This is a genomic window from Brachybacterium nesterenkovii (assembly GCF_900163655.1).
In the GTDB taxonomy this organism is placed as follows: Bacteria; Actinomycetota; Actinomycetes; order Actinomycetales; family Dermabacteraceae; genus Brachybacterium; species Brachybacterium nesterenkovii.
This window is the reverse complement of the sequence record NZ_FWFG01000033.1, coordinates 1-19,949: the sequence shown is the minus strand read 5'-3', so window position 1 is coordinate 19,949 and position 19,949 is coordinate 1. Positions and strand designations below refer to the sequence as shown.

Sequence of the window (19,949 nt, the reverse complement as noted above, 5' to 3'; positions counted from 1 at the left end):
ATCCCCGACCCCTGACCCCGATCCCAGGAGGCCCCGTGGCACCCCGCGCCATGTCCATCGGCAGCATGGTGTCGTTCGCCGTCGACCGCTCCGCCCGCACCGGCGGCGAGCCCGGGGGCGGCGAGCGCCTCGGACGGCGGGAGGCCTTCGCCCGCGGCCTCCTGGAGTACGTCCTCAAGAACGCCAAGGGCCGCAGCGCCTTCACGCGCCTGATCGCAGGGCTCGACGACGACCCGCAGGAGTTCCGCACGGCCCCGCGCACCGGCCCGGTCCCCTTCGACCTGGTCTCCCCGCTGTCCGACGGAGGGCAGATCGCGATCACGGTCCGGGTCGAGGGCACGGTCGACGACGCCCTGCTGACCCAGCTGCTCGCCGAGCTGCCGGCATCGTCCTGCAGCCGGCTCGTCGTCCTGACCCCGCGCTCGGGCCGGGTCCGCACGCAGATCGCCGACGAGCGCCTGGTGCTCCTGAGCTGGAACAAGCTCGCACGGCGCCTGACCGCGAAGGATCCCAAGCGCGCCGAGTTCTGGCGCCTGCTGGGCGAGTTCGGGGAGGACGCGGGACCCCTCGCGGTCCGCAGCCCCGCCTCCCCGCGGATCCTGCTCGACGAGGCCGTCACGCAGGAGATGCGGGCGCATCTGGAGACGTTCCGCCTGGTCTCCCAGGAGCTGATCGGGCGCGACGCCCGCTTCTCCACGAGCCGCCGCGGCGGCGGCGCCGTGCTGCAGGTCGGCGCGAGCGGCAGCCAGCTGGGCGTCGAGTTCGGTCCCGTCGAGGACGGCACGCCGGTCTGGCTCACGGGCTCCCGCCCCGTGCGCTCCTTCGCCCTGGCCATCGGCGCGCTGGCCACCGACGAGGAGCGCGACCTCGCGCAGCGGCGCCTGCGCGGCATCGCCGCCGGATCCTCGTGGCGCACGGATCCGGCCTACGAGCCCACCCTCGGGGAGTTCATCGGGACCCCCGCGTCCCCCGCCCTCGAGGACGCCCGCGCCCTGCTGTGGGAGGTGTTCGATCCGCGTCGGCTCGAGGCCGCGGGCTTCCCCACCGTCCCGCGCCGCCAGCCGGAGCTGGGGGACGACCGACTGTCGGTCCGCGTCTCCTACCCGCCGGATCCGGCGGCCGGCACGTTCCTCGTGTCGATCGGCGGCTCGTCCACCTGGAAGACGCTCCTGCCGCGCGTGACCCGCGAGTACGACGGCAAGACCTACATCGTCCAGGCGCTGAAGTCCGACACCGCGCAGGATCTGGTGACCAAGGTCCACGAGGCGCTCGTGTCGCTCGCCACCAAGCCCTGACCGGCCGCTCCCGGTCGGCTGTCGCACCGCGGGCCTATCCTCGAGGGCGTACCCGATGAGCACGAGGAGGCGGCCGCATGCGCGGTGAGTTCAAGGTCCGGGGCGGCAAGCTGGTCGCGGCCGAGGTCGAGACGGAGGGCGATGTCATCACGTCCGCCCACGTGTTCGGGGACTTCTTCCTCGAGCCGGACGATGCGCTCGAGGACATCGCCGCGGCGATCGTCGGCCAGCGCGTCGACGTGAGCGCCCCCGCTCTCTCCGGCGCGATCAGCGAGCGCCTCGAGCGACGCACCGAGCCGGTCCAGATGATCGGCTTCGACGCCGATGCGGTCGCGATCGCGGCGCGCCGGGCCCTGGGCCGGGCCACGAGCTGGGACGACCACGAGTTCGACGTGATCGGGCCGGTCACGATGCCGCCGGTCATGCACGTCGCCCTCGACGAGGTGCTGCCCCATGAGGTGGCCGCGGGGCGGCGCCGCCCGTTCCTGCGGATCTGGGACTGGGACTCCCCGCTGGTCGTCATCGGCTCCTACCAGAGCGTCCGCAACGAGGTCGATCCGGAGGGCGCCGAGCGCCACGGCATCGGCGTGGTCCGCCGCATCACCGGCGGCGGCGCGATGTTCATGGAGCCCGGCAACTGCATCACCTACTCGCTGGTGGTGCCCACGTCCCTCGTCGAGGGGCTCTCCTTCGAGCAGTCCTACGCCTACCTCGACGACTGGGTGATGGGCGCCCTCGCGGAGGTCGGCATCCGCGCGCGGTACGTGCCGCTGAACGACATCGCCTCGGAGCAGGGCAAGATCGGCGGCGCCGCGCAGCGCCGCTTCGCCGAGGGCGCGGTGCTGCACCACGTGACCATGTCCTACGACATCGACGCCGCGAAGATGGGCGAGGTGCTACGCACCGGCAAGGAGAAGCTGTCCGACAAGGGCACGGCGAGCGCGGTCAAGCGGGTGGACCCGATGCGCTCGCAGTCCGGCATGGCCCGCGACGCGATCATCGAGTCCTTCCTCGCCCACTTCCGCTCCCGGTACACGACGCACGAGGGCGAGTACACCGAGGCGGAGCTCGCGCAGGCTCGCGAGCTGGTGGACACGAAGTTCTCGACCGAGGAGTGGACGCGGCGCGTGCCGTGACGGTCTCCGCCGCGGGCTGCGGAGACCCGCCGCCATCCGCGTGACCGCGCCGACACCCCCGGTACGTGCGGGCATGGTCACGGGCCTGGAACAATGGTCCTCATGACCGACACTGCTGCGCCCGCCTCCTCCGCGATCCCCGACCGCCCCTCCCTCGAGGGCCTCGAGGACAAGTGGGACCGCGTATGGGACGAGTCGAAGGTCTACGCCTTCGATCCCGACACCACGCGCGAGCAGGTGTTCAGCGTCGACACGCCCCCGCCGACGGCTTCGGGCTCCCTGCACATCGGCCACGTCTTCGGCTACTCCCAGGCCGACATGATCGTGCGCTACCAGCGCATGCGCGGCAAGAACGTGTTCTACCCGCTGGGCTGGGACGACAACGGCCTGCCCACCGAGCGCCGCGTGCAGAACTACTACGGGGTGCGCTGCGACCCGTCGCTGCCCTACGACCCGGACTTCACGCCCCCGCAGACCGGCGGGGACAACAAGTCCTCCAAGGCCGCCAACCAGGTGCCGATCTCGCGCCGCAACTTCATCGAGCTGTGCGAGCAGCTGACCGAGATCGACGAGAAGTCCTTCGAGGAGGTCTTCCGCACGCTGGGCCTCTCGGTCGATTGGAACCACAGCTACCAGACCATCAACGCGCCCTCGCGGGCCACGAGCCAGCGCGCCTTCCTGGAGAACCTCGCGGCCGGTCAGGCCTACCAGGCCGAGGCCCCCACGATGTGGGACGTCACCTACCGCACCGCCGTGGCGCAGGCCGAGCAGGAGGACCGCGAGCGGCCGGGCGCCTACCACCGCATCGGCTTCACGAAGACGGACGGCACCGGCGAGAAGGTCTTCATCGAGACCACCCGCCCGGAGCTGCTGCCCGCGTGCGTGGCCCTCGTGGCCCACCCGGACGATGAGCGCTACCAGGGCCTGTTCGGCACCTCCGTCACCTCCCCGCTGTTCGGGGTCGAGGTGCCCGTCACCGCCCACCCCCTCGCCCAGATGGACAAGGGCGCGGGCATCGCGATGATCTGCACCTTCGGCGACGCGACCGACGTGATCTGGTGGCGCGAGCTGCAGCTGCCCACTCGCACGGTGATCGGCCGCGACGGCCGCTTCATCGCCGACGCCCCCTGGATCACGACGCCCGAGGGCCGCGAGCGCTACGACGAGCTGGTGGGTCTGACCGTCTTCAGCGCCCAGAAGCGCGTGGTCGAGATGGTCACGGAGACCGGCGACCTGGTGGGCGAGCCCACGGCCATCACCCACCCGGTGAAGTTCTACGAGAACGGCGACAAGCCCCTCGAGTACGTCTCCAGCCGCCAGTGGTACCTGACCAACGGCGGGCGCGACACGTCCGAGGGCGGCCTGCGCGACGCGCTCATCGAGCGCGGCCGCGAGCTGACCTGGCATCCGCCGTACATGGAGTCCCGCTACCGCAACTGGGTCGAGGGCCTCGCGGGCGACTGGCTGATCTCGCGCCAGCGCTTCTTCGGCGTCCCCTTCCCCGTCTGGTACGCCGTCGACGACAACGGCGAGACCGACTACGAGCGCGTGCTCACCCCGAGCGTCGACCGCCTCCCCATCGACCCCACGATCGATGTGCCCGAGGGCTACGAGGAGTCCCAGCGCGACCAGCCGGGCGGCTTCGTCGCCGACCCCGACATCCTCGACACCTGGGCCACGTCCTCGCTGACCCCGCAGCTCGCGGGCGGATGGCACGACGATCCGGAGCTGTTCGCCAAGGTCTACCCGATGGACCTGCGCCCGCAGGGCCACGACATCATCCGCACCTGGCTGTTCTCCACGATCGTGCGCTCGCACCTGCAGCAGGACGCTCTGCCGTGGAAGCACGCCTCGATCAACGGCTGGATCCTGGACCCGGACCGCAAGAAGATGTCCAAGTCCAAGGGCAATGTGGTCACGCCCATCGGCCTGCTGCACCAGCACGGCTCCGACGGCGTGCGCTACTGGGCCGGCCGCGCCCGCCAGGGCGTCGACACCGCGTTCGACGAGGGCCAGATGAAGATCGGCCGCCGCCTGGCGATCAAGATCCTCAACGCCTCGAAGTTCGCGCTCGGCTTCGGCACCGCCCCGGCGGACCCGGCCGGTCGCCTCGCGGCCGATCCGGCGCTGCTGACGGAGGCCGTGGACCGTTCGCTGCTCGCCTCGCTCGCCGAGGTCGTGGATGCCGCGACCGCCGCGATGGACGAGATGGACTACGCCCGCGCCCTCGAGGTCGCCGAGCCGTTCTTCTGGATGTTCTGCGACGACTACATCGAGCTGGTCAAGGAGCGAGCCCACGGCAACGCCGCGACCGGCGAGGCCGGGGCCGCCTCGGCCCGCGCGGCCCTCGCGATCGCCCTGGACGTGCTGCTGCGCCTGTTCGCGCCCGTGATCGTGTTCGCGACCGAGGAGGTCTGGTCGTGGTGGCGCGAGGGCAGCGTGCACACCCAGCCGTGGCCCCAGGCCGCTCCCCTGCGCGAGGCCGCGACCGGCACCGAGCCCGCGCTGCTGACCACGCTCTCGGAGCTGGTGATCGCGGTGCGCCGCATCAAGTCCGATGCGAAGGTCTCCCAGAAGACTCCGATCCTGCGGGCGACGCTCACCGTGCCCCAGGGCCGGGCGGAGCTCGCCGAGGCCGGCCGCGAGGATCTCATGGCGCTGGGCCGCATCGAGGAGCTCACCGTCACGGACGCGGACGTCGAGTCCGCGACCGCGGCGGACGTCGAGCTGGGCGAGCCCCCGGTCAAGCAGCCGCGGAGCTGACGCCGCCTCGCTGATCCCTCCCCGCTGACCGCGAACGGCCGGTCGCCCCTCCCCCCGGGGGCGACCGCCCTTTGCGCTGCGCGCTCCGCCCCCGCGGGTCAGCGCCCCGGCACCTGCTTCAGCTGGCCGTTGTCGTCCCGCTGCCACGGCCCCGGGTTCTCCCACACCGAGCCACCATCGAAACCCGGGATCCGATCATCACCCGGCACCTGCTTCAGCTGGCCGTTGTCGTCCCGCTGCCACGGCCCGGGGTTCTCCCACACGGATCCGCCGCCGATGTCGCCGAGGATCCCGCCGGGCCCGGTCCTGCCGTCGGAGCCGGAGGTCTCGTCCTGCTCGTCGGCGTGCCCGGACAGCTCCTCGGCCCGGGCGCGGAGCTCCTCCGCCGCCTCGCGCAGCGACGAGGCGATGCGCCCGTCGAACTCCGCCCGGAAGCGGTCGGCGTCCGGCCCGGCCCAACGCACGCCGTGCACCGTCGCCGGCAGCGACGAGGCCAGCTCCCCCAGTCGTCCCGCCGCCGTGGTGCAGCGCTCGCCGTGCGTCCGGACCTGATCGGTGCCCGCCCCCAGAAATGCCATCGTCCCCGCCTCGTGTCTCCCCGGCGCCTCGTCCGGATGCCCCGAGTCTCACGCCGCGGGGCCCTCGAGTCGATGGGGACGAGTTCCTGGGGAGGACTCCCCATGCCGGTCCTACCGCACGATCTCCCGGCGGCTGCCGTCGACGCGGCGCGTCCAGCCCCGGGCGTCCAGATGCTCGAGCAGCGGCACGGCCACGCGGCGCGTGGTGCCGAGGGCCTGGCGCGCCTCGGACAGCGTGAACGGCTGGGACAGCGCGGCGAGCTCGCGCATCGCGAGCGCGGGAGCGGTCGGCAGCAGGATCACATCGCCCTCCAGCCGCAGGACCCGTCCCAGGCGCTGGGCGGTGGCGAGCTCGCGGGGACCCAGGCGCAGGGCCGCGAGATCATCGGCCTCGGGGGCCCGGAACGGCTCGGCGCGAAGACGCTTCTCGAGCTCGGCGATGCCGGCCTCCGCGGCGCCGAGACCCGCCTCCTGGCGGGGGTCGCGCACGTGCCCGCCCTCGACCGCGAGGCCGGCGCGGGCCGCGACCGGGCCGAGCAGGGCGGCGTCGGGGAGACCGAGGAGCCCGGCGGCGGCACCGCGGGTGAGTCCGGGGGCGAGCGGCTGCTCGCGGTGGAGGCGGGCGACGCCCTCGCGCAGGGCCGCCGTCCAGCTCTCCAGGCGGTCGGCGGCGATCAGCCAGTCCCCCTCGCGCACGATGCCCGGCGGGAGCGGATCCGGGGTCGCGATCCCGAGGCGCGTCAGGGCGTCGATGCGCAGGTCGCCGCGACGGGAGACCTCGGCGGTGGCATCACCGGCGTCCGGCAGGGCGGCGAGCGCCGCGGCGCGCCGCGTGCCGTCGCCGCGGCGGTCGAGGGCGGGCGGGTCGACGTCGAGGGCCCGGACGCCGCCGAGGACGGCGTGGTCGCCGCTGCCGCGCAGCACGAGGGCATCGCCCACGGCGAGCGGCAGCGGACGGTCGAGCAGCAGGCGGGCGTGGTCGGCGTCGAACGGTCGCACATGCGCGGGGACGGCGGCGGCGCCGATATGCGCCACGACCTGCTCCGGTGCGTCATCGAGAGCGCCCCCGGTGGTGCGGCGGACATCCAGCACGGCGGTCCGGTGCCACGCGCCCGGGGTCAGCAGGGCGTCGCCGCGGGAGAGCGCATCGGCCGCGATGCCGCGGAGGTTCACAGCGGCACGGCTGACGGGCTCGAGCTCCTCGACGGAGCTCTCGCGGCTCTGCAGTCCGCGGACCTGCACCTCGGCCGCCGTCTCGGCCCCGAGCAGCTCGAGGCGGTCGCCGGTGCGCAGCGTCCCGGCGATCAGCGAGCCGGTGACGACGGTCCCTGCGCCGGAGATCGAGAACGCGCGATCTATCCACAGCCGCACGGGCGCGCCGGGGTCGGGAGCAGGCGCAGCCGCGAGGACGGCGTCGAGGGTCTCGCGGAGGGCGTCCATGCCCTCACCGGTGATCGCGGAGACGGGGACGACGGGAGCATCGACCAGGCCCGTCCCCGCGAGCTGGGCGCGGACCTGGGCGGTCACGGCGGCGATGCGCTCGGCGTCCGCGCGGTCGGCGCGGGTGAGGGCCACGACGCCGCGGTCGATGCCGAGCGCTGCCACCGCGTCGCGGTGGTCGTCGGACTGGGCGCGCCAGCCCTCATCGGCGGCGACGACGAACAGGACGACGGGCGCGGGCCCCACGCCCGCGAGCATGTTGCCGAGGAAGCGCTCATGGCCGGGGACGTCCACGAAGGAGACCTCCCGGCCCGAGGGCAGGCGGGTCCAGGCGAAGCCGAGGTCGATCGTCAGCCCGCGGCGGCGCTCCTCGGCCCAGCGGTCGGGCTCGATCCCGGTGAGCGCCCGGATCAGCGTGGACTTGCCGTGATCGACGTGCCCGGCGCTCGCGACGACCTGCATCAGTGCTCCTCCTGCGCGACCTGGGCATTCTCGTTCTCTCTCCGCTCAGCTCCGGCAGCCCCGGCGCCGAGCCGGGCCCGGGCCTCGAGCACGGCCTCGATCAGTCGTTCCTCGTCGCGCTCGGGCACGCAGCGCAGGTCCAGCAGGCAGCCGTCGTCGCGCACGGTGCCCACCACGGGCACGTCCCCGGTGCGCAGCAGCGGTGCTAGCGCGCCGTCCACCCGCACGGCCCAGCCGGGCAGGGGCACCTCGGCCCCTCCCCCTCCGCCGACGCGCCCCTCGTGCTCGACCGTCTCCGCGGGCACACCGGCATCGGCCAGGGTCGCGGCGACGCGCTCGGTGCGTGCGCGGAGCATCGCCGGGTCCGCGTGCAGGGCCTGCAGGACCGGCGGCTCGGGCCCGGAGAGGGTGGCCTCGACCGCGGCGAGGGCGAGCTTATCGGCCCGCACGGCGCGGGCGATCGGGTGGCGGGCGAGACGGGCGACGGCCTCGGCCGTGCCGAGGACGATGCCGGCCTGGGGGCCGCCGAGCAGCTTGTCCCCCGAGGTGATCACCACGTCGGCACCGGCCTCGAGCGCGGTCGCGGCGTCGGGCTCGTCCGGCAGGGCCGGGTCCGGGCGCAGCAGCCCGGAGCCGAGGTCGGCGATGAGCGGCAGCGAGTGCTCATGGGCCAGCGGCGCGAGCTGCGCGGGGCCCTGGCTCGCGGTGAAGCCGATGACGCGGTAGTTGCTCGTGTGGATCGAGCAGATCGCACCGGTCTCCTCCCCGATCGCCTGCTCGTAATCGGCCAGATGGGTGCGGTTGGTGGTGCCGACCTCGCGCAGGCGGGTGCCCGCGGCCGTGATGAGGTCGGGCAGGCGGAAGCCGGCGCCGATCTCGATGAGCTCGCCGCGCGAGACGATCACCTCGCCCTCGCCCGCCAGCGCGAGGCAGGCGAGCATCAGCGCCGCCGCCCCGTTGTTGACGATGAGGGCGTCCTCGGCCGCGGGGCAGGCGGCGAGCAGCGCCGCGCGGGCGCCGGCTCCGCGGCGCCCGCGGGTGCCGGTGGCGAGGTCGAGCTCGACATCGGTGTACCCGGCGGCGTCGACGAGGGCGCGCCGTGCCGCGTCCGACAGCGGGGCGCGACCGAGGTTGGTGTGGACGATGACGCCGGTCGCGTTCAGCACGGGCCGCAGACTGGAGGCGCCGCGGGAGGCGAGGGTCGCCAGCAGCGCGTCCTCGACCTGCTCCGGGGCGATCTCGCCGCGGCGGGCGCGGTCCTGGACGGCGCGGACGAGCCCGCGGACCACGTGCTCGCTCAGGGCGGCCGTCGCCGCACGCACGCCGTCGAGCGCCAGCAGGGCATCGGTGCGGGGAATGCGCCGGCGGGGATCCTCGGCGGGGGCGGGCATCGAGCCTCCTGGGCGAGCGGGGGCGCTGCCGGGCCGCGGGGCGGCGGCCGCTCGGGCGCGCCCGGGGAGAAGTGGCGGAGGCGGACGGGAATCGAACCCGCCAAGCCGAGATGCTCGGCTTCACTGGTTTTGAAGACCAGGGTGCCCACCAGGACACGTACGCCTCCACGGCGAACCTATCACCGCCGCTGGTCACGATCCGACCACGCGCGCCGGGACCGAGAGCCCGCGAGCGGCCAGGATCCCCGCCTAGGATGCGGCCATGAGTGCGACGACGCCGAACCCTGATCCCATCACCCCCGCGACCCGGCTGACCGGCATGGCCCACGGCGGCGGCTGCGCGTGCAAGATCCCGCCGGGCGAGCTCGAGGAGGCCGTCGCGGCGCTCGCCGGACAGCGCTACGACTCCGTGCTCGTGGGCCTCGACGACGGCGACGACGCCGCCGCCGTGCAGATCCGGGACGACGTGGCGATCCTGTCCACCGCGGACTTCTTCACCCCCGTCGTCGACGACCCCTTCGACTGGGGCCGCATCGCCGCCGCCAACGCCCTGTCCGACGTGTACGCGATGGGCGGCACGCCCATCGTCGCGATCAACCTCGTGGGCTGGCCGCGCGACGTCCTCCCCTACGACATGCTGCGCGAGGTGCTCCGCGGCGGCCTCGCCGTGGCCGAGCAGGCCGGGTGCCCCGTGATCGGCGGCCACAGCGTCGACGACCCCGAGCCCAAGTACGGCATGGCCGTCACCGGCACCGCCGACCCGGCCCGTCTGCTGCGCAACGACTCCGCCCAGGCCGGGCTGCCGCTGACCCTCACCAAGCCGATCGGCGTGGGACTGCTGAACAATCGCCACAAGACCACGGGCGATGTGTTCGAGCAGGCCGTCGCCTCCATGACCGCCCTGAACGCCGACGCCTCGAAGGCCGCTCTCGCCGCCGGGGTGCGGGCCGCGACCGATGTGACGGGCTTCGGTCTGCTGGGCCACCTGCACAAGATGATGCGCGCCTCCGGAATCTCCGCCGTGCTCGATCGCTCCGCGGTCCCGCTCATCGACGGCGCCGCCGAGGCTCTGCGCGACGGCTACATCTCCGGCGGCACGCGCCGCAACCTCGACTGGGTGCGGCCGCATCTGCGCCCGGGCGACGGCGTCTCGGAGGAGGACCTCCTGCTCCTGGCCGATGCCCAGACCTCTGGCGGCCTCCTCGTGGTCGGCGAGGTCCCCGGCTACCCCGTCATCGGCGAGACCGTCGCCGCGGGCGACGAGGCGCCGAGCGGGAGCATCGCGATCCGCTGACCTGTCTCTGCCCTGGTCGGGGCCGCCGCGGCACGTCCCGTCGGCCCGACCCGTCGGCCCGGCCCGACGACGCGAGCGGCCCCCGCCATCCGGGAGGACGACGGGGACCGCCCGTGCACGCAGCAGTGCGGGTGGGGCTCAGCCCGCTGTAGTGATCGAATCGTCGGTGACGCCTGCCTTGCGCCGCTCCTCGAGCCGCGCCTTCTGCGGCTCGACCACGCGGCGGGGGTCCTTGACGGACTCGAGCCCCGCATTGAGCACGCCGAAGCGGGTCAGAGCGGAGGCGGCCAGCAGGGCCGCACCGCTCGCCGCGGCGACGACCCGGTTGCGGCCGCCGAGCAGAGCGCCGATCCCGCCCGCGATCGCGAGTCCCTCAGAGATCTTCAGCAGCCGTCCCGGCTCGCCCTCCTCGAGGGGCTCCGCCTCGAGCGGATGCATCTGGGACTTCGTGTAGTGCATGCCGACGAGGTCGCCCACGACACCGGCGACGGCCAGCGCGCGCGCCGGACCGGTCTCCGCGGTCGGGGTCAGCAGCAGCTGCGCGCCGGAGGCCGCCATCGTCGCCGAGGAGCCGAAGACGAAGGCGAGCCCGTGCCGGGCACCGCTCCACGTCGGCACCGCGGTGTCGCCCAGGAGGACGGCGGTGTAGGTGGCCAGGGGCGCGCCGAGGGCGCTCGAGACCGCACCGGCGGGACCGTCGACGGCCTGCAGCACCCCGCGGAGCGGACCCAGCGGGAGCTTCTCGTCGAGGAGGGAGTCGATCTCGCCGGCCGCCGCGACGCCCGAGGCGGTGGCGAAGGTCGACAGGATCCACGTGCCCACGCTCATCGGCGAGCTCGGCTTGAACACGCGCATCATGTGCAGGAACCGCTCGGGGCGACCGAGGTCCTCGATGAGCGCGCCCGTGCCCACGAGCACCGCGCCCAGCGCCGTCAAGCGGGCGTTGCGGGCCATCGTCGGGCGCTCCGTCGCGTCGGCGCCGGCCGCGATGAGGCTCGAGGCACCGGCGATACCGCCGACGAACAGGTACAGGGCGATCGGCGCCTTCCACGGCGGAGCCTTGACGATCGGGCGCCCGTAGTACGAGTCGAACTGGATGTCGTCGACCATCGGCTGCTCGCGCGAGCCGTCCCCGGCGCCCGTGCGGCGCACCTCACCGGCGGCGCGACGGCGACGGCGCTTGCGCTCGGGCTGCGGCGGGCGGTACGCGTCGAAATCGGAGTTCGTCATGGCGTCACTTCCTCCCCGCGGCGAAGGCGATGGCGGTCGCGGCGATCATGCCCGCGGCCGACAGGCCCGCCCGCTTCCACATGCTGCCGAGCCCCGCGGTCGGGACCTGCGGGTCCGGCGGCAGGCCGTACACCTCGGGCTCGTCGAGCAGCAGGAACACCGAGCCGGTGCCGCCGACGCCGTCCTTCTCATTGGCGCCGTACAGCCGGGCCTCGGTCATCCCGCGCTCGTGGAGCTGGGCGACGCGCTCGCGCGCATCGGCCACCATCTCGTCGCGGTCGCCGAAGCTGATCGAGCGGGTCGGGCAGGTCTTGGCGCAGGCCGGGATCTCCCCGTCGATCAGGCGGTCCGTGCACAGCGTGCACTTGTGGGCCGTGCCCATCTCCGGGACGTCCTGGTCGAAGCGCTCGTCGCGCGAGCCCTTCGGGGAGATCGTGCCGTCGTCGCGGCGCTCGATCACGCCGAACGGGCACGCGCCCACGCAGGTGCCGCAGCCGTTGCAGATGTCCTGCTGGACGACGACGGACCCGAACTGGCTGCGGTACAGCGCGCCCGTGGGGCACGCGTCGAGGCAGCCGGCGTTGGTGCAGTGCTTGCACACGTCCGAGGACATGAGCCAGCGGAACTCCGGCGTGTCCGGGTGCGAGCGGTCCGCCCCGGTGAGATCCAGCGGCGCGCCGTCCTCGGCGGTCCGCGACTCCTTGGGGCCGATCCCCGGCATACCGAGGCTCACGAGACGGCGTCCGGACTCCCGGGCCTCCTCGATGCGGTCCCCGTCCTGCTCGACGAACGCGACGTGGCGCCAGGTGTTCGCGCCCAGCGCGCCCGTGTTGTCGTAGCTGGAGCCCAGGATCTTCCGCTCGCCGTCGGCGGGGTTCTGGTTCCACTCCTTGCACGCGACCTCGCAGGCCTTGCAGCCGATGCACACGGAGGTGTCGGTGAAGAATCCCTTGCGGTGGTGCTCGTGGCCCCAGCCGGCGTCGGTGATCGGCCCTTCGGGCCCGGACAGCAGGCTCATCGGGTCCCTCCCTTCTGCTCGGACTCATCGACCTTGGACGGCGGCGGCTTGGTCATGTAGTCGCTCTGGATGTCCGCGTGCTCGATCGTGTGCTCGAGGTCCTCGGCGTTGTGGCTCGCCTGCGGCGTCGCGTCGTGGATCTGCCCGTCGATCTCGACGATGCCCGCGCGCTCCTGGTACTCGCGCACCAGCTCCCGCAGCGCCTCCCCGCGGGGACGACGTCCCGGCCGGATCGCGCACTGGTTGTTCTTGGAGTTCTGGATCTGCGTGTTGGCGTCGAGGTTTATGCCGATGAGGTCGTTGACCGCATCGCCCGTGACGATCGCCTGCTTGCCGCGCGCCCAGTGGTACGGGAGCCCGACGGTGTGGATGGTCTGACCGCCGATCTCGAGCGGACGCATGCGCTCGGTGACGAACACGCGCGCCTCGATCGCCGACCGGGCGGTGATGATCGTCATCCAGCCGTACGGCTCGAGCCCCAGCTGCTCGGCGAGCTCCGGGGACACCTCGCAGTACAGCTCGGGCTGCAGCTCCGAGAGGTACGGCAGGAAGCGGCTCATGCCGCCGGCCGTGTGGTGCTCCGTGATCCGGTAGGTCGTGAACACGTACGGGTAGACGTCCCCGCCCGGCTTGACGCCCGGGGCGTTGAGGTTGTCCTTCCCGTGCTGCGGGTGGATGCCCGTGGGCGAGCTCTGCTGCGCGTACAGCGGGTTGGGCACGCGCGACTCGGGGCCCTCGTAGTGGGCGGGCAGCGGGCCGTCCGCGAGACCGGTGGGCGCGAACAGCCAGCCGCGACCGTCGGGCTGCATGATGAACGCGTCCGTGCCGGCGAGGGCGGCGGGGCCGCCCTTGGACGGATCACCCGGGTCATCGGGCCGCTTGTTGAGCGGGAAATCGGGCACGTCGTTGCCGACCCACTTGCCCTGCTCCTCGTCCCACCAGATGAGCTTCTTGCGCTCGGACCACGGCCGGCCCTGGGGGTCGGCGGACGCCCGGTTGTAGAGCACCCGGCGGTTCATGGGCCACGCCCAGCCCCACTCGGGAGCCACGAGCGTCTGCTCCTCGCGGCTCTTGCGGCGCCGAGCCTGGTTCACGTCGTCCTTGAAGATGCCGCAGTAGATCCAGCAGCCGCCCTCGGTCGAGCCGTCGGCCTTCATCTCGGCGAAGCCGGGCAGGGGCTGGCCGGCCTTCTCGCCCGTGAGATAGCGGCCGTTGATCTCCATGAGCACGGCCTCGGCATCGGGCTCGCCGTGCTCGTCGACCGGGTAGTCCCAGGTCAGCTCGAGCAGCGGACGGTCCCGCTCGTCGGTCGAGTCCTTGAGCTTGGCGCGGATCCGCTGGCCGAGCTCGTAGATGAACTGCAGCTCGCTCGTCGCGTCGTCGGGCGGCAGCGCGCCCTGGTCGCGCCACTGCACCATGCGCTGGGTCTGCGTGAACGAGCCCGCCTTCTCCATGTGGTTGGCGCACGGCAGGAAGAACACCTCGGTGCCGATGTCCTCCGACGCGATCTCGCCGGACTCGACCTCGGGACCGTCCTTCCACCAGGTGGCGGACTCGATCATGTAGTAATCGCGCACGACGAGCCACTTGAGGTTGTTCATGCCCTTGCGCTGCAGGCGCCCGTTGGCGGAGCCCACCACGGGGTTCTGGCCCATGATGAAGTAGCCGTCGAGCTTGTTCTCGAGCATCCTGCCGAGCGTCTGGTACGTCGAGTGGGCGCCCGTCAGACGCGGCAGGTAGTCGAAGTGGAAGTCGTTGTCCACCGTCGCGTGCTCGCCCCACCAGGCCTTGAGCAGGTTCGCGGTGTAGATGTCCGCGTTGGCCCAGAAGCCCTTCTGCTCCTTGCGGCCCACCCCGCGGGTGTACTCCGCGAAGCTCTCCTGGCCCGCCTTCACCATCGGCAGGTAGCCGGGGAGGATGTGGAACAGCGTGGGCAGGTCCGTGGCGCCCTGGATGTTCGCGTGCCCGCGCATCGCCATGATGCCCGAGCCGGGGCGGCCCACGTTGCCCATGAGCAGCTGGAGCACGGCCGAGGTGCGGATCATCTGGGACCCGCCCTGCTGCTGGGTCCAGCCGAGCGCGTAGGCGAACACGGTGGTGCGCTCGCGACCGGAGTTCGCGACGATCGCGTCGACGAGGTAGTCGAAGTCCTCGCGCGAGATGCCGCAGTACTCCTCGACCATCTCCGGGGTGTAGCGCGCGTAGTGGCGCTTGAGGATCTGGTACACGCACCGCGGGTGCTGGAGCGTCTCATCGCGCTCGGGGAGCCCGCGGTCCACCTTCTCCGTCTCGCCCTCGTAGGCCCAGGTTGACGTGTCGTACGTGCCCGTCTCCGGGTCGAAGCCCGAGAAGACGCCGTCGACGTCCTCGGTGTCGAGGTAGTCGTCGGTGATGATCGTCGAGATGTTCGTGTAGGCGCGGACGTACTCCTCGAACCACAGGTCGTTGTCGAGCACGTGCTTGATCACGGCGCCCAGCAGGATCACGTCGCTGCCCGAGCGCAGGGCGATGTGCTTGTCGGAGTTGGCGGACGTGCGCGTGAAGCGCGGATCCACGTGGATCAGCGTCGCGCCGCGGCGCTTGGCCTCCATGACCCACTGGAAGGCGACAGGATGCGCCTCCGCCATGTTGCCGCCCTCGACGATGATGAGGTCGGAGTTCGCGAAATCGGCGACGTACTGCGTCGCGCCGCCACGACCGAACGAGGCTCCCAGACTGGGAACCGTGGCGGAGTGTCAAATACGCGCCTGGTTCTCCAGCTGTACGGCGCCCGCGGCGGTGAACAGCTTCTTGATGAGGTAGTTCTCCTCGTTGTCGAGGGTGGCCCCGCCGAGGCTCGCGAAGCCCATCGTGCGACGCAGGGTGTTGCCCTCGTCGTCGGCGTCCTCCCAGTGGTTGCGGCGCGCTTCGAGCACGCGATCGGCGATCATGTCGAGCGCCGTGTCGTAGTCGAGGTCCGTCCACTCCGTCGCGTACGGCGCGCGGTAGCGGATGGTGGTCTGGCGCAGCGGCGAGTTGCCGAGCTGCTCGCTCGCGGCGCCCTTGGGGCACAGGCGGCCGCGGGAGACGGGCGAGTTCGCGTCGCCCTCGACGTGCATGACCCTGCCGTCCTTGCCGTAGACGAGCTGGGCGCAGCCCACCGCGCAGTAGGGGCACACGCTGTTGGCGACGCTGTCGGCATCGGCGGTCCGCGGCGTCATCGACGCGGTGGCCTCCGAGGTGACCGCGTTGCCGCGGCCGAACGGGTCGTCGCCCGTGAGCTGCCGGATGATCGGCCACTGGAGAAGCGTACGGGTATCCATGTGACGACCCTATCATCGCGAACTCCGCGTCAGAACCCCCGAAAAACGCGCTCACCTGCGGAAACACAGCTCACGGCGGCCGAATAACGGGCCGTCGGGCTTTCGCAATTCGTCGGTCAGGTGCGGTCCGGGCCGTCATCCGCTGGCCGCGCGGGCCCGTCGCCCCGCAGGCGCTCATGATGTCGGATGACCTCCGTGACGATGAAGCGCATGAAGCGCTCCGCGAAGACGGGGTCGAGCCCGGACTCCTGCGCCAGGGCGTGGAGGCGGGCGATCTGCTGCGCCTCCCGCTCCGGATCGGCCGGCGGCAGATCGTGCGCGGCCTTGAGGCGTCCGACGCGCTGGGTGTGCCGGAAGCGCTCCGCCAGGAGGTGCACGAGCGCCGCGTCGATGTTGTCGATGCTCCGCCGCTCCTCGGCCAGGAGCTCAGCGGCTCGCTCGCGGTCACCCGCGCGCGGCGAGTCCGGCGTCCGGCCCGACAGGGGCGAGCGCGGCTGCTGGGGCGGGCGCTGGGCGTCGGACCCCTTGGCGCTCACGCCGTCTGCGCCGAGCGGTCGGCCTCGTTCTGGGTCAGCATGAGCGGGGCGCGGCCCTGCGTCACCACGCCCTCGGTGATCACGACCTTGGCGATGTCGTCGCGCGAGGGCACCTCGAACATCACCGGCTGCAGGATCTCCTCGAGGATCGCCCGGAGCCCGCGGGCCCCGGTGCCGCGCTCGATCGCGCGCTCCGCGATCGCGCCCAGGGCGGAGCGCTCGAAGTCGAGCTCGACCCCGTCGATCGCGAACATCTTGCGGTACTGCTTGACGAGCGCGTTGCGCGGCTCGGTGAGGATCTGCACGAGGGCGTCGCGGTCGAGGCTCGCGACGCTCGTGAGGACGGGCAGGCGCCCGATGAACTCGGGGATCAGCCCGAACTTCAGGAGGTCCTCGGGAAGGATCTTCGCGTAGAGCTCGGCCTCCTCGAGCGGCGTGTGCAGCTCCGCTCCGAAGCCGATGCCCCTCTTGCCGATGCGTCCGCCGATGATGTCCTCGATGCCGGCGAAGGCGCCCGCGACGATGAACAGCACGTTGGTCGTGTCGATCTGGATGAACTCCTGGTGGGGGTGCTTGCGGCCGCCCTGCGGCGGGACCGCGGCGACCGTGCCCTCGAGGATCTTGAGCAGGGCCTGCTGCACGCCCTCGCCCGAGACGTCGCGGGTGATCGACGGGTTCTCCGCCTTGCGCCCGATCTTGTCGACCTCGTCGATGTAGATGATCCCCTGCTGGGCGCGCTCGACGTCGTAGTCCGCGGCCTGCAGGAGCTTGAGCAGGATGTTCTCGACGTCCTCGCCCACGTAGCCGGCCTCGGTCAGGGCCGTGGCGTCGGCCATCGCGAAGGGGACGTCCAGCAGCTTGGCCAGCGTCTGGGCGAGGTAGGTCTTGCCGCAGCCCGTCGGGCCGACGAGCAGGACGTTGGACTTGGCGACCTCGACGTCGTCGGCCGGGGTCTCCGCGGGGGCAGTGCCGGATCCTGCCGCGCTGAGCTTGTCGGCGGCCGAGCGCTCCGGGGCGGAGGCCGTCGGTCGCGTGCGCTTGTAGTGGTTGTAGACGGCCACGGACAGGGCGCGCTTGGCAGGCTCCTGCCCGACGACGTACTCCTCGAGGAAGTCATAGATCTCGCGGGGCGCGGGCAGCGGGGCCGGCGCCTCCTTGGCGGGCTGGGCCGCCTCGATCTCCTCGGCGATGATCTCGTTGCACAGCTCGATGCACTCTTCGCAGATGTACACCCCAGGGCCGGAGATCAGCCGCTCCACCTGCTTCTGCGACTTGCCGCAGAAGGAGCACTTGAAGACCTCGGCCCCATCGCTCGTGCGCGCCATGCTCGTCCTTCCGTGGATCGACCGTCGTGGTCCGCGGTCCCGTCGACCCGTCGGGCCGCCCGGTCAACCTACCTCAGCACCCGCGCTGGCTCCGGGAACCTTGCCACCGCCGGAGTGCGGGCCCTCCCCCATGCTGCGCGGCGGCCCGCCGCCCGGCATGGACGGCGGGCCGCGGCGCGGGTCAGCGCTGCAGCTTGGGGCGCGTGTCCTTGCGGGAGGCCAGCACCTGGTCGACGATCCCGTAGTCCAGGGCGGACTGGGCCGTGAGGATCTTGTCGCGCTCGATGTCGCGGCTGATCTCGTCCCGGGCGCGCCCGGTGTGGTGGGCCAGGGTGTCCTCGAGCCACGCGCGCATGCGCAGGATCTCGTTGGCCTGGATCTCGATGTCGGAGGCCTGGCCGCCGCCCTCGCCGCCCATCGCGGGCTGGTGGATGAGAATGCGCGCGTTCGGGAGCGCGAGGCGCTTGCCCGGGCTGCCCGCCGCGAGCAGCACCGCGGCCGCCGACGCCGCCTGGCCGAGGCAGACCGTCGTGACGTCGGGCTTGATGTACTGCATCGTGTCGTAGATGGCCGTCAGCGCGGTGAACGAGCCGCCGGGGCTGTTGATGTACATCGTGATGTCGCGGTCGGGGTCCTGGGACTCGAGCACGAGCAGCTGCGCCATCACGTCATCCGCCGAGGCGTCGTCCACCTGCACACCGAGGAAGATGATGCGGTCCTCGAACAGCTTGGTGTACGGGTCCTGGCGCTTGAAGCCGTAGGCCGTGCGCTCCTCGTACTGGGGCAGGACGTAGCGCGAGGTGGGCATGGGGCCCGCCTGGGCGACGGGCATCGCCGTCATGGATCGGGGGTCATGGATCACGGGGTGCTCCTAGAGGTTCTGGGTGGTGCGGGGAGGGCGTGCGGGGCGGCGGACGTCAGCTCTGCGAGCTGCCCGTCGGCCCCGCCTCCGTGCCGCCGCCGCCCGTGACGTCGCCCGCGCGCGCCACGATCTTGTCGATGAAGCCGTACTCGAGGGCCTCCGGCGCGGTGAACCAGTGGTCGCGATCGCCGTCGGCGATGATCTGCTCGACGCTCTTGCCGGTCTGCTCGGCGGTCAGCTCCGCCATCTGCTTCTTCATCGACATAATGAGGTCGGCCTGGATCTTGATCTCCGAGGCGGTGCCGCCGAGGCCGCCGAGCGGCTGGTGCATGAGCACGCGCGTCATCGGCGTCGCGTAGCGCTTGCCCTTGGCGCCCGAGGACAGCAGGAACTGCCCCATCGACGCCGCCATGCCCATCGCGACCGTCACGACGTCCGGCTGGATGTACTGCATCGTGTCGTAGATGGCCATGCCCGCGGTGATTGAGCCGCCGGGGGAGTTGATGTAGAGGTAGATGTCCTTCTCGGGGTCCTCCGCGGCCAGCAGCAGCAACTTGGCGCAGATCGCGTTGGCGTTGTCGTCGCGCACGTCCGAGCCGAGCCAGACGATGCGCTCGCGCAGGAGGCGCTGGTAGACGTTGTCGTCGAGCCCCATGGGCGAATCGCCCTGGGCGCCGACCGGACGGGGGTTCTGCGAGGTCACGGATGGTCTCCTTCACTGCCACGGCTCTCGATGCCCTCGACTCTAGGTGCTGGCGCCGACGAACGAGGCCCTGTTCGCCGCGGGCGCACTGCTGTGCCGCGGGCGCTCTGGGGCCCGGAGCCGCGGACCCCGCTGATGACTGCGGCCGCCGCCCCTGGGCGCGGCGGCGCCCTTCGCCCCAGAACCCGCGTACTCATCAGATGTGTCCTGCGTCATGCTCAGGACGTGCGGGAACGTAAACGGCGCCCCCTCAGCGCTTCGCAATGCCAAGACTCGGTCAAGGGCCTTCACCGGCTCCCTCAAAGGGGGTGCCGCTCCCCCGTCGGGCCCCATACGTTTATCGGGCCGAAGAGATGAGACGGGGCCTGCAGGGCAGTACGACGTCGAGGCAGAACGAGAGAAGAAACAGCGACAGTCCCCGGGGCCATCAGCCCGGCGCCGGAGACCGGAAGGAACACAAGCTCCCCATGGCTACGCACAACACGCACCGCGCCGCAGGCCGCGCGGTCTCCCCCCTGACTCCGAGCCTCGCCCTCAAGGGCGCTGGCGGCGCCGCCGTCATCGGCTCCGTGATGGTCGGCTCCTTCGCCACCGCGCAGGCCGCCCCCGCGGCC

At 72.2% G+C, this 19,949-nt stretch carries 14 protein-coding genes and 1 tRNA gene; 4 read left to right on the top strand and 11 right to left on the bottom strand.

Features of this window, described 5'->3' with window-relative positions:
• Positions 1–35: 35 nt before the first annotated feature.
• The 3 genes from FM110_RS03800 to valS all read left to right on the top strand — a co-directional run bounded on the left by FM110_RS03800 (position 36) and on the right by valS (position 5,194).
• Positions 36–1,295, top strand: a complete 1,260-nt coding sequence (locus FM110_RS03800; protein WP_143276242.1) for a hypothetical protein — start codon at positions 36–38, stop codon at positions 1,293–1,295.
• A 77-nt stretch (positions 1,296–1,372) separates the two neighbouring features.
• Positions 1,373–2,431 (top strand): lipoyl protein ligase domain-containing protein, encoded by a 1,059-nt coding sequence (locus tag FM110_RS03795; protein WP_087102820.1) that lies wholly within the window; start codon positions 1,373–1,375, stop codon positions 2,429–2,431.
• A 102-nt stretch (positions 2,432–2,533) separates the two neighbouring features.
• A complete protein-coding gene (gene valS / locus FM110_RS03790) occupies positions 2,534–5,194 on the top strand; it encodes a valine--tRNA ligase (RefSeq protein WP_087102828.1) in 2,661 nt (886 codons plus the stop codon).
• A gap of 98 nt (positions 5,195–5,292) precedes the next feature.
• Here the strand turns inward: valS and FM110_RS03785 are convergent, their stop codons facing one another.
• From FM110_RS03785 to FM110_RS03770, 4 genes are all read right to left on the bottom strand, one after another.
• Positions 5,293–5,772, bottom strand: coding sequence for a WXG100 family type VII secretion target (locus FM110_RS03785; RefSeq protein ID WP_087102818.1), 480 nt, complete (start codon positions 5,770–5,772; stop codon positions 5,293–5,295).
• Between the two features lie 111 nt (positions 5,773–5,883).
• Positions 5,884–7,674 (bottom strand): selenocysteine-specific translation elongation factor, encoded by a 1,791-nt coding sequence (gene selB / locus FM110_RS03780; RefSeq protein WP_087102816.1) that lies wholly within the window; start codon positions 7,672–7,674, stop codon positions 5,884–5,886.
• Complete coding sequence (gene selA, locus FM110_RS03775) at positions 7,674–9,065, bottom strand: L-seryl-tRNA(Sec) selenium transferase (RefSeq protein WP_087102814.1); 1,392 nt, start codon at positions 9,063–9,065, stop codon at positions 7,674–7,676. Before selA ends, selB begins: the two co-directional genes overlap by 1 nt.
• Before the next feature lie 72 nt (positions 9,066–9,137).
• Positions 9,138–9,232 (bottom strand) — tRNA-Sec (locus FM110_RS03770).
• Positions 9,233–9,327: 95 nt separating this feature from the next.
• Between FM110_RS03770 and selD the strand changes: the two genes are divergently transcribed.
• Positions 9,328–10,359, top strand: coding sequence for a selenide, water dikinase SelD (selD, locus tag FM110_RS03765; RefSeq protein WP_087102812.1), 1,032 nt, complete (start codon positions 9,328–9,330; stop codon positions 10,357–10,359).
• Positions 10,360–10,497: 138 nt separating this feature from the next.
• On the opposite strand, the gene nrfD is transcribed toward selD, so the two are convergent.
• The 7 genes from nrfD to FM110_RS03725 form a co-directional block, all read right to left on the bottom strand.
• Positions 10,498–11,589: an NrfD/PsrC family molybdoenzyme membrane anchor subunit gene (gene nrfD, locus FM110_RS03760; protein WP_087102810.1), complete on the bottom strand. Its 1,092-nt coding sequence runs from the start codon at positions 11,587–11,589 to the stop codon at positions 10,498–10,500.
• A 4-nt stretch (positions 11,590–11,593) separates the two neighbouring features.
• Entirely contained in the window at positions 11,594–12,607 is a 1,014-nt protein-coding gene (locus tag FM110_RS03755) for a 4Fe-4S dicluster domain-containing protein (RefSeq protein ID WP_087102808.1), read from the bottom strand.
• Positions 12,604–15,909 carry a formate dehydrogenase-N subunit alpha gene (gene fdnG, locus FM110_RS03750; RefSeq protein WP_234991884.1) on the bottom strand — a complete coding sequence of 1,102 codons (3,306 nt, stop codon included), beginning with the start codon at positions 15,907–15,909 and terminating at the stop codon, positions 12,604–12,606. Before fdnG ends, FM110_RS03755 begins: the two co-directional genes overlap by 4 nt.
• A 116-nt stretch (positions 15,910–16,025) precedes the next feature.
• The gene (locus FM110_RS03740; RefSeq protein WP_087102826.1) at positions 16,026–16,391 is read right to left on the bottom strand and encodes a chorismate mutase; all 366 of its coding nucleotides are present in this window, start codon (positions 16,389–16,391) and stop codon (positions 16,026–16,028) included.
• 50 nt (positions 16,392–16,441) lie between these two features.
• A complete protein-coding gene (clpX, locus tag FM110_RS03735) occupies positions 16,442–17,770 on the bottom strand; it encodes an ATP-dependent Clp protease ATP-binding subunit ClpX (RefSeq protein WP_087102802.1) in 1,329 nt (442 codons plus the stop codon).
• Between the two features lie 181 nt (positions 17,771–17,951).
• A complete protein-coding gene (locus FM110_RS03730; protein WP_159457966.1) occupies positions 17,952–18,611 on the bottom strand; it encodes an ATP-dependent Clp protease proteolytic subunit in 660 nt (219 codons plus the stop codon).
• A gap of 76 nt (positions 18,612–18,687) precedes the next feature.
• Positions 18,688–19,287, bottom strand: coding sequence for an ATP-dependent Clp protease proteolytic subunit (locus tag FM110_RS03725; protein ID WP_087102824.1), 600 nt, complete (start codon positions 19,285–19,287; stop codon positions 18,688–18,690).
• Between the last annotated feature and the right edge of the window lie 662 nt (positions 19,288–19,949).

Coding starts and splice junctions, on each gene's coding strand:
- FM110_RS03795 (WP_087102820.1), top strand. CDS start 1,373: ATGCGCGGTGAGTTCAAGGTCCGGGGCGGCAAGCTGGTCGCGGCCGAG.
- valS (WP_087102828.1), top strand. CDS start 2,534: ATGACCGACACTGCTGCGCCCGCCTCCTCCGCGATCCCCGACCGCCCC.
- FM110_RS03785 (WP_087102818.1), bottom strand. CDS start 5,772: ATGGCATTTCTGGGGGCGGGCACCGATCAGGTCCGGACGCACGGCGAG.
- selB (WP_087102816.1), bottom strand. CDS start 7,674: ATGCAGGTCGTCGCGAGCGCCGGGCACGTCGATCACGGCAAGTCCACG.
- selA (WP_087102814.1), bottom strand. CDS start 9,065: ATGCCCGCCCCCGCCGAGGATCCCCGCCGGCGCATTCCCCGCACCGAT.
- selD (WP_087102812.1), top strand. CDS start 9,328: ATGAGTGCGACGACGCCGAACCCTGATCCCATCACCCCCGCGACCCGG.
- nrfD (WP_087102810.1), bottom strand. CDS start 11,589: ATGACGAACTCCGATTTCGACGCGTACCGCCCGCCGCAGCCCGAGCGC.
- FM110_RS03755 (WP_087102808.1), bottom strand. CDS start 12,607: ATGAGCCTGCTGTCCGGGCCCGAAGGGCCGATCACCGACGCCGGCTGG.
- clpX (WP_087102802.1), bottom strand. CDS start 17,770: ATGGCGCGCACGAGCGATGGGGCCGAGGTCTTCAAGTGCTCCTTCTGC.
- FM110_RS03730 (WP_159457966.1), bottom strand. CDS start 18,611: ATGACGGCGATGCCCGTCGCCCAGGCGGGCCCCATGCCCACCTCGCGC.
- FM110_RS03725 (WP_087102824.1), bottom strand. CDS start 19,287: ATGGGGCTCGACGACAACGTCTACCAGCGCCTCCTGCGCGAGCGCATC.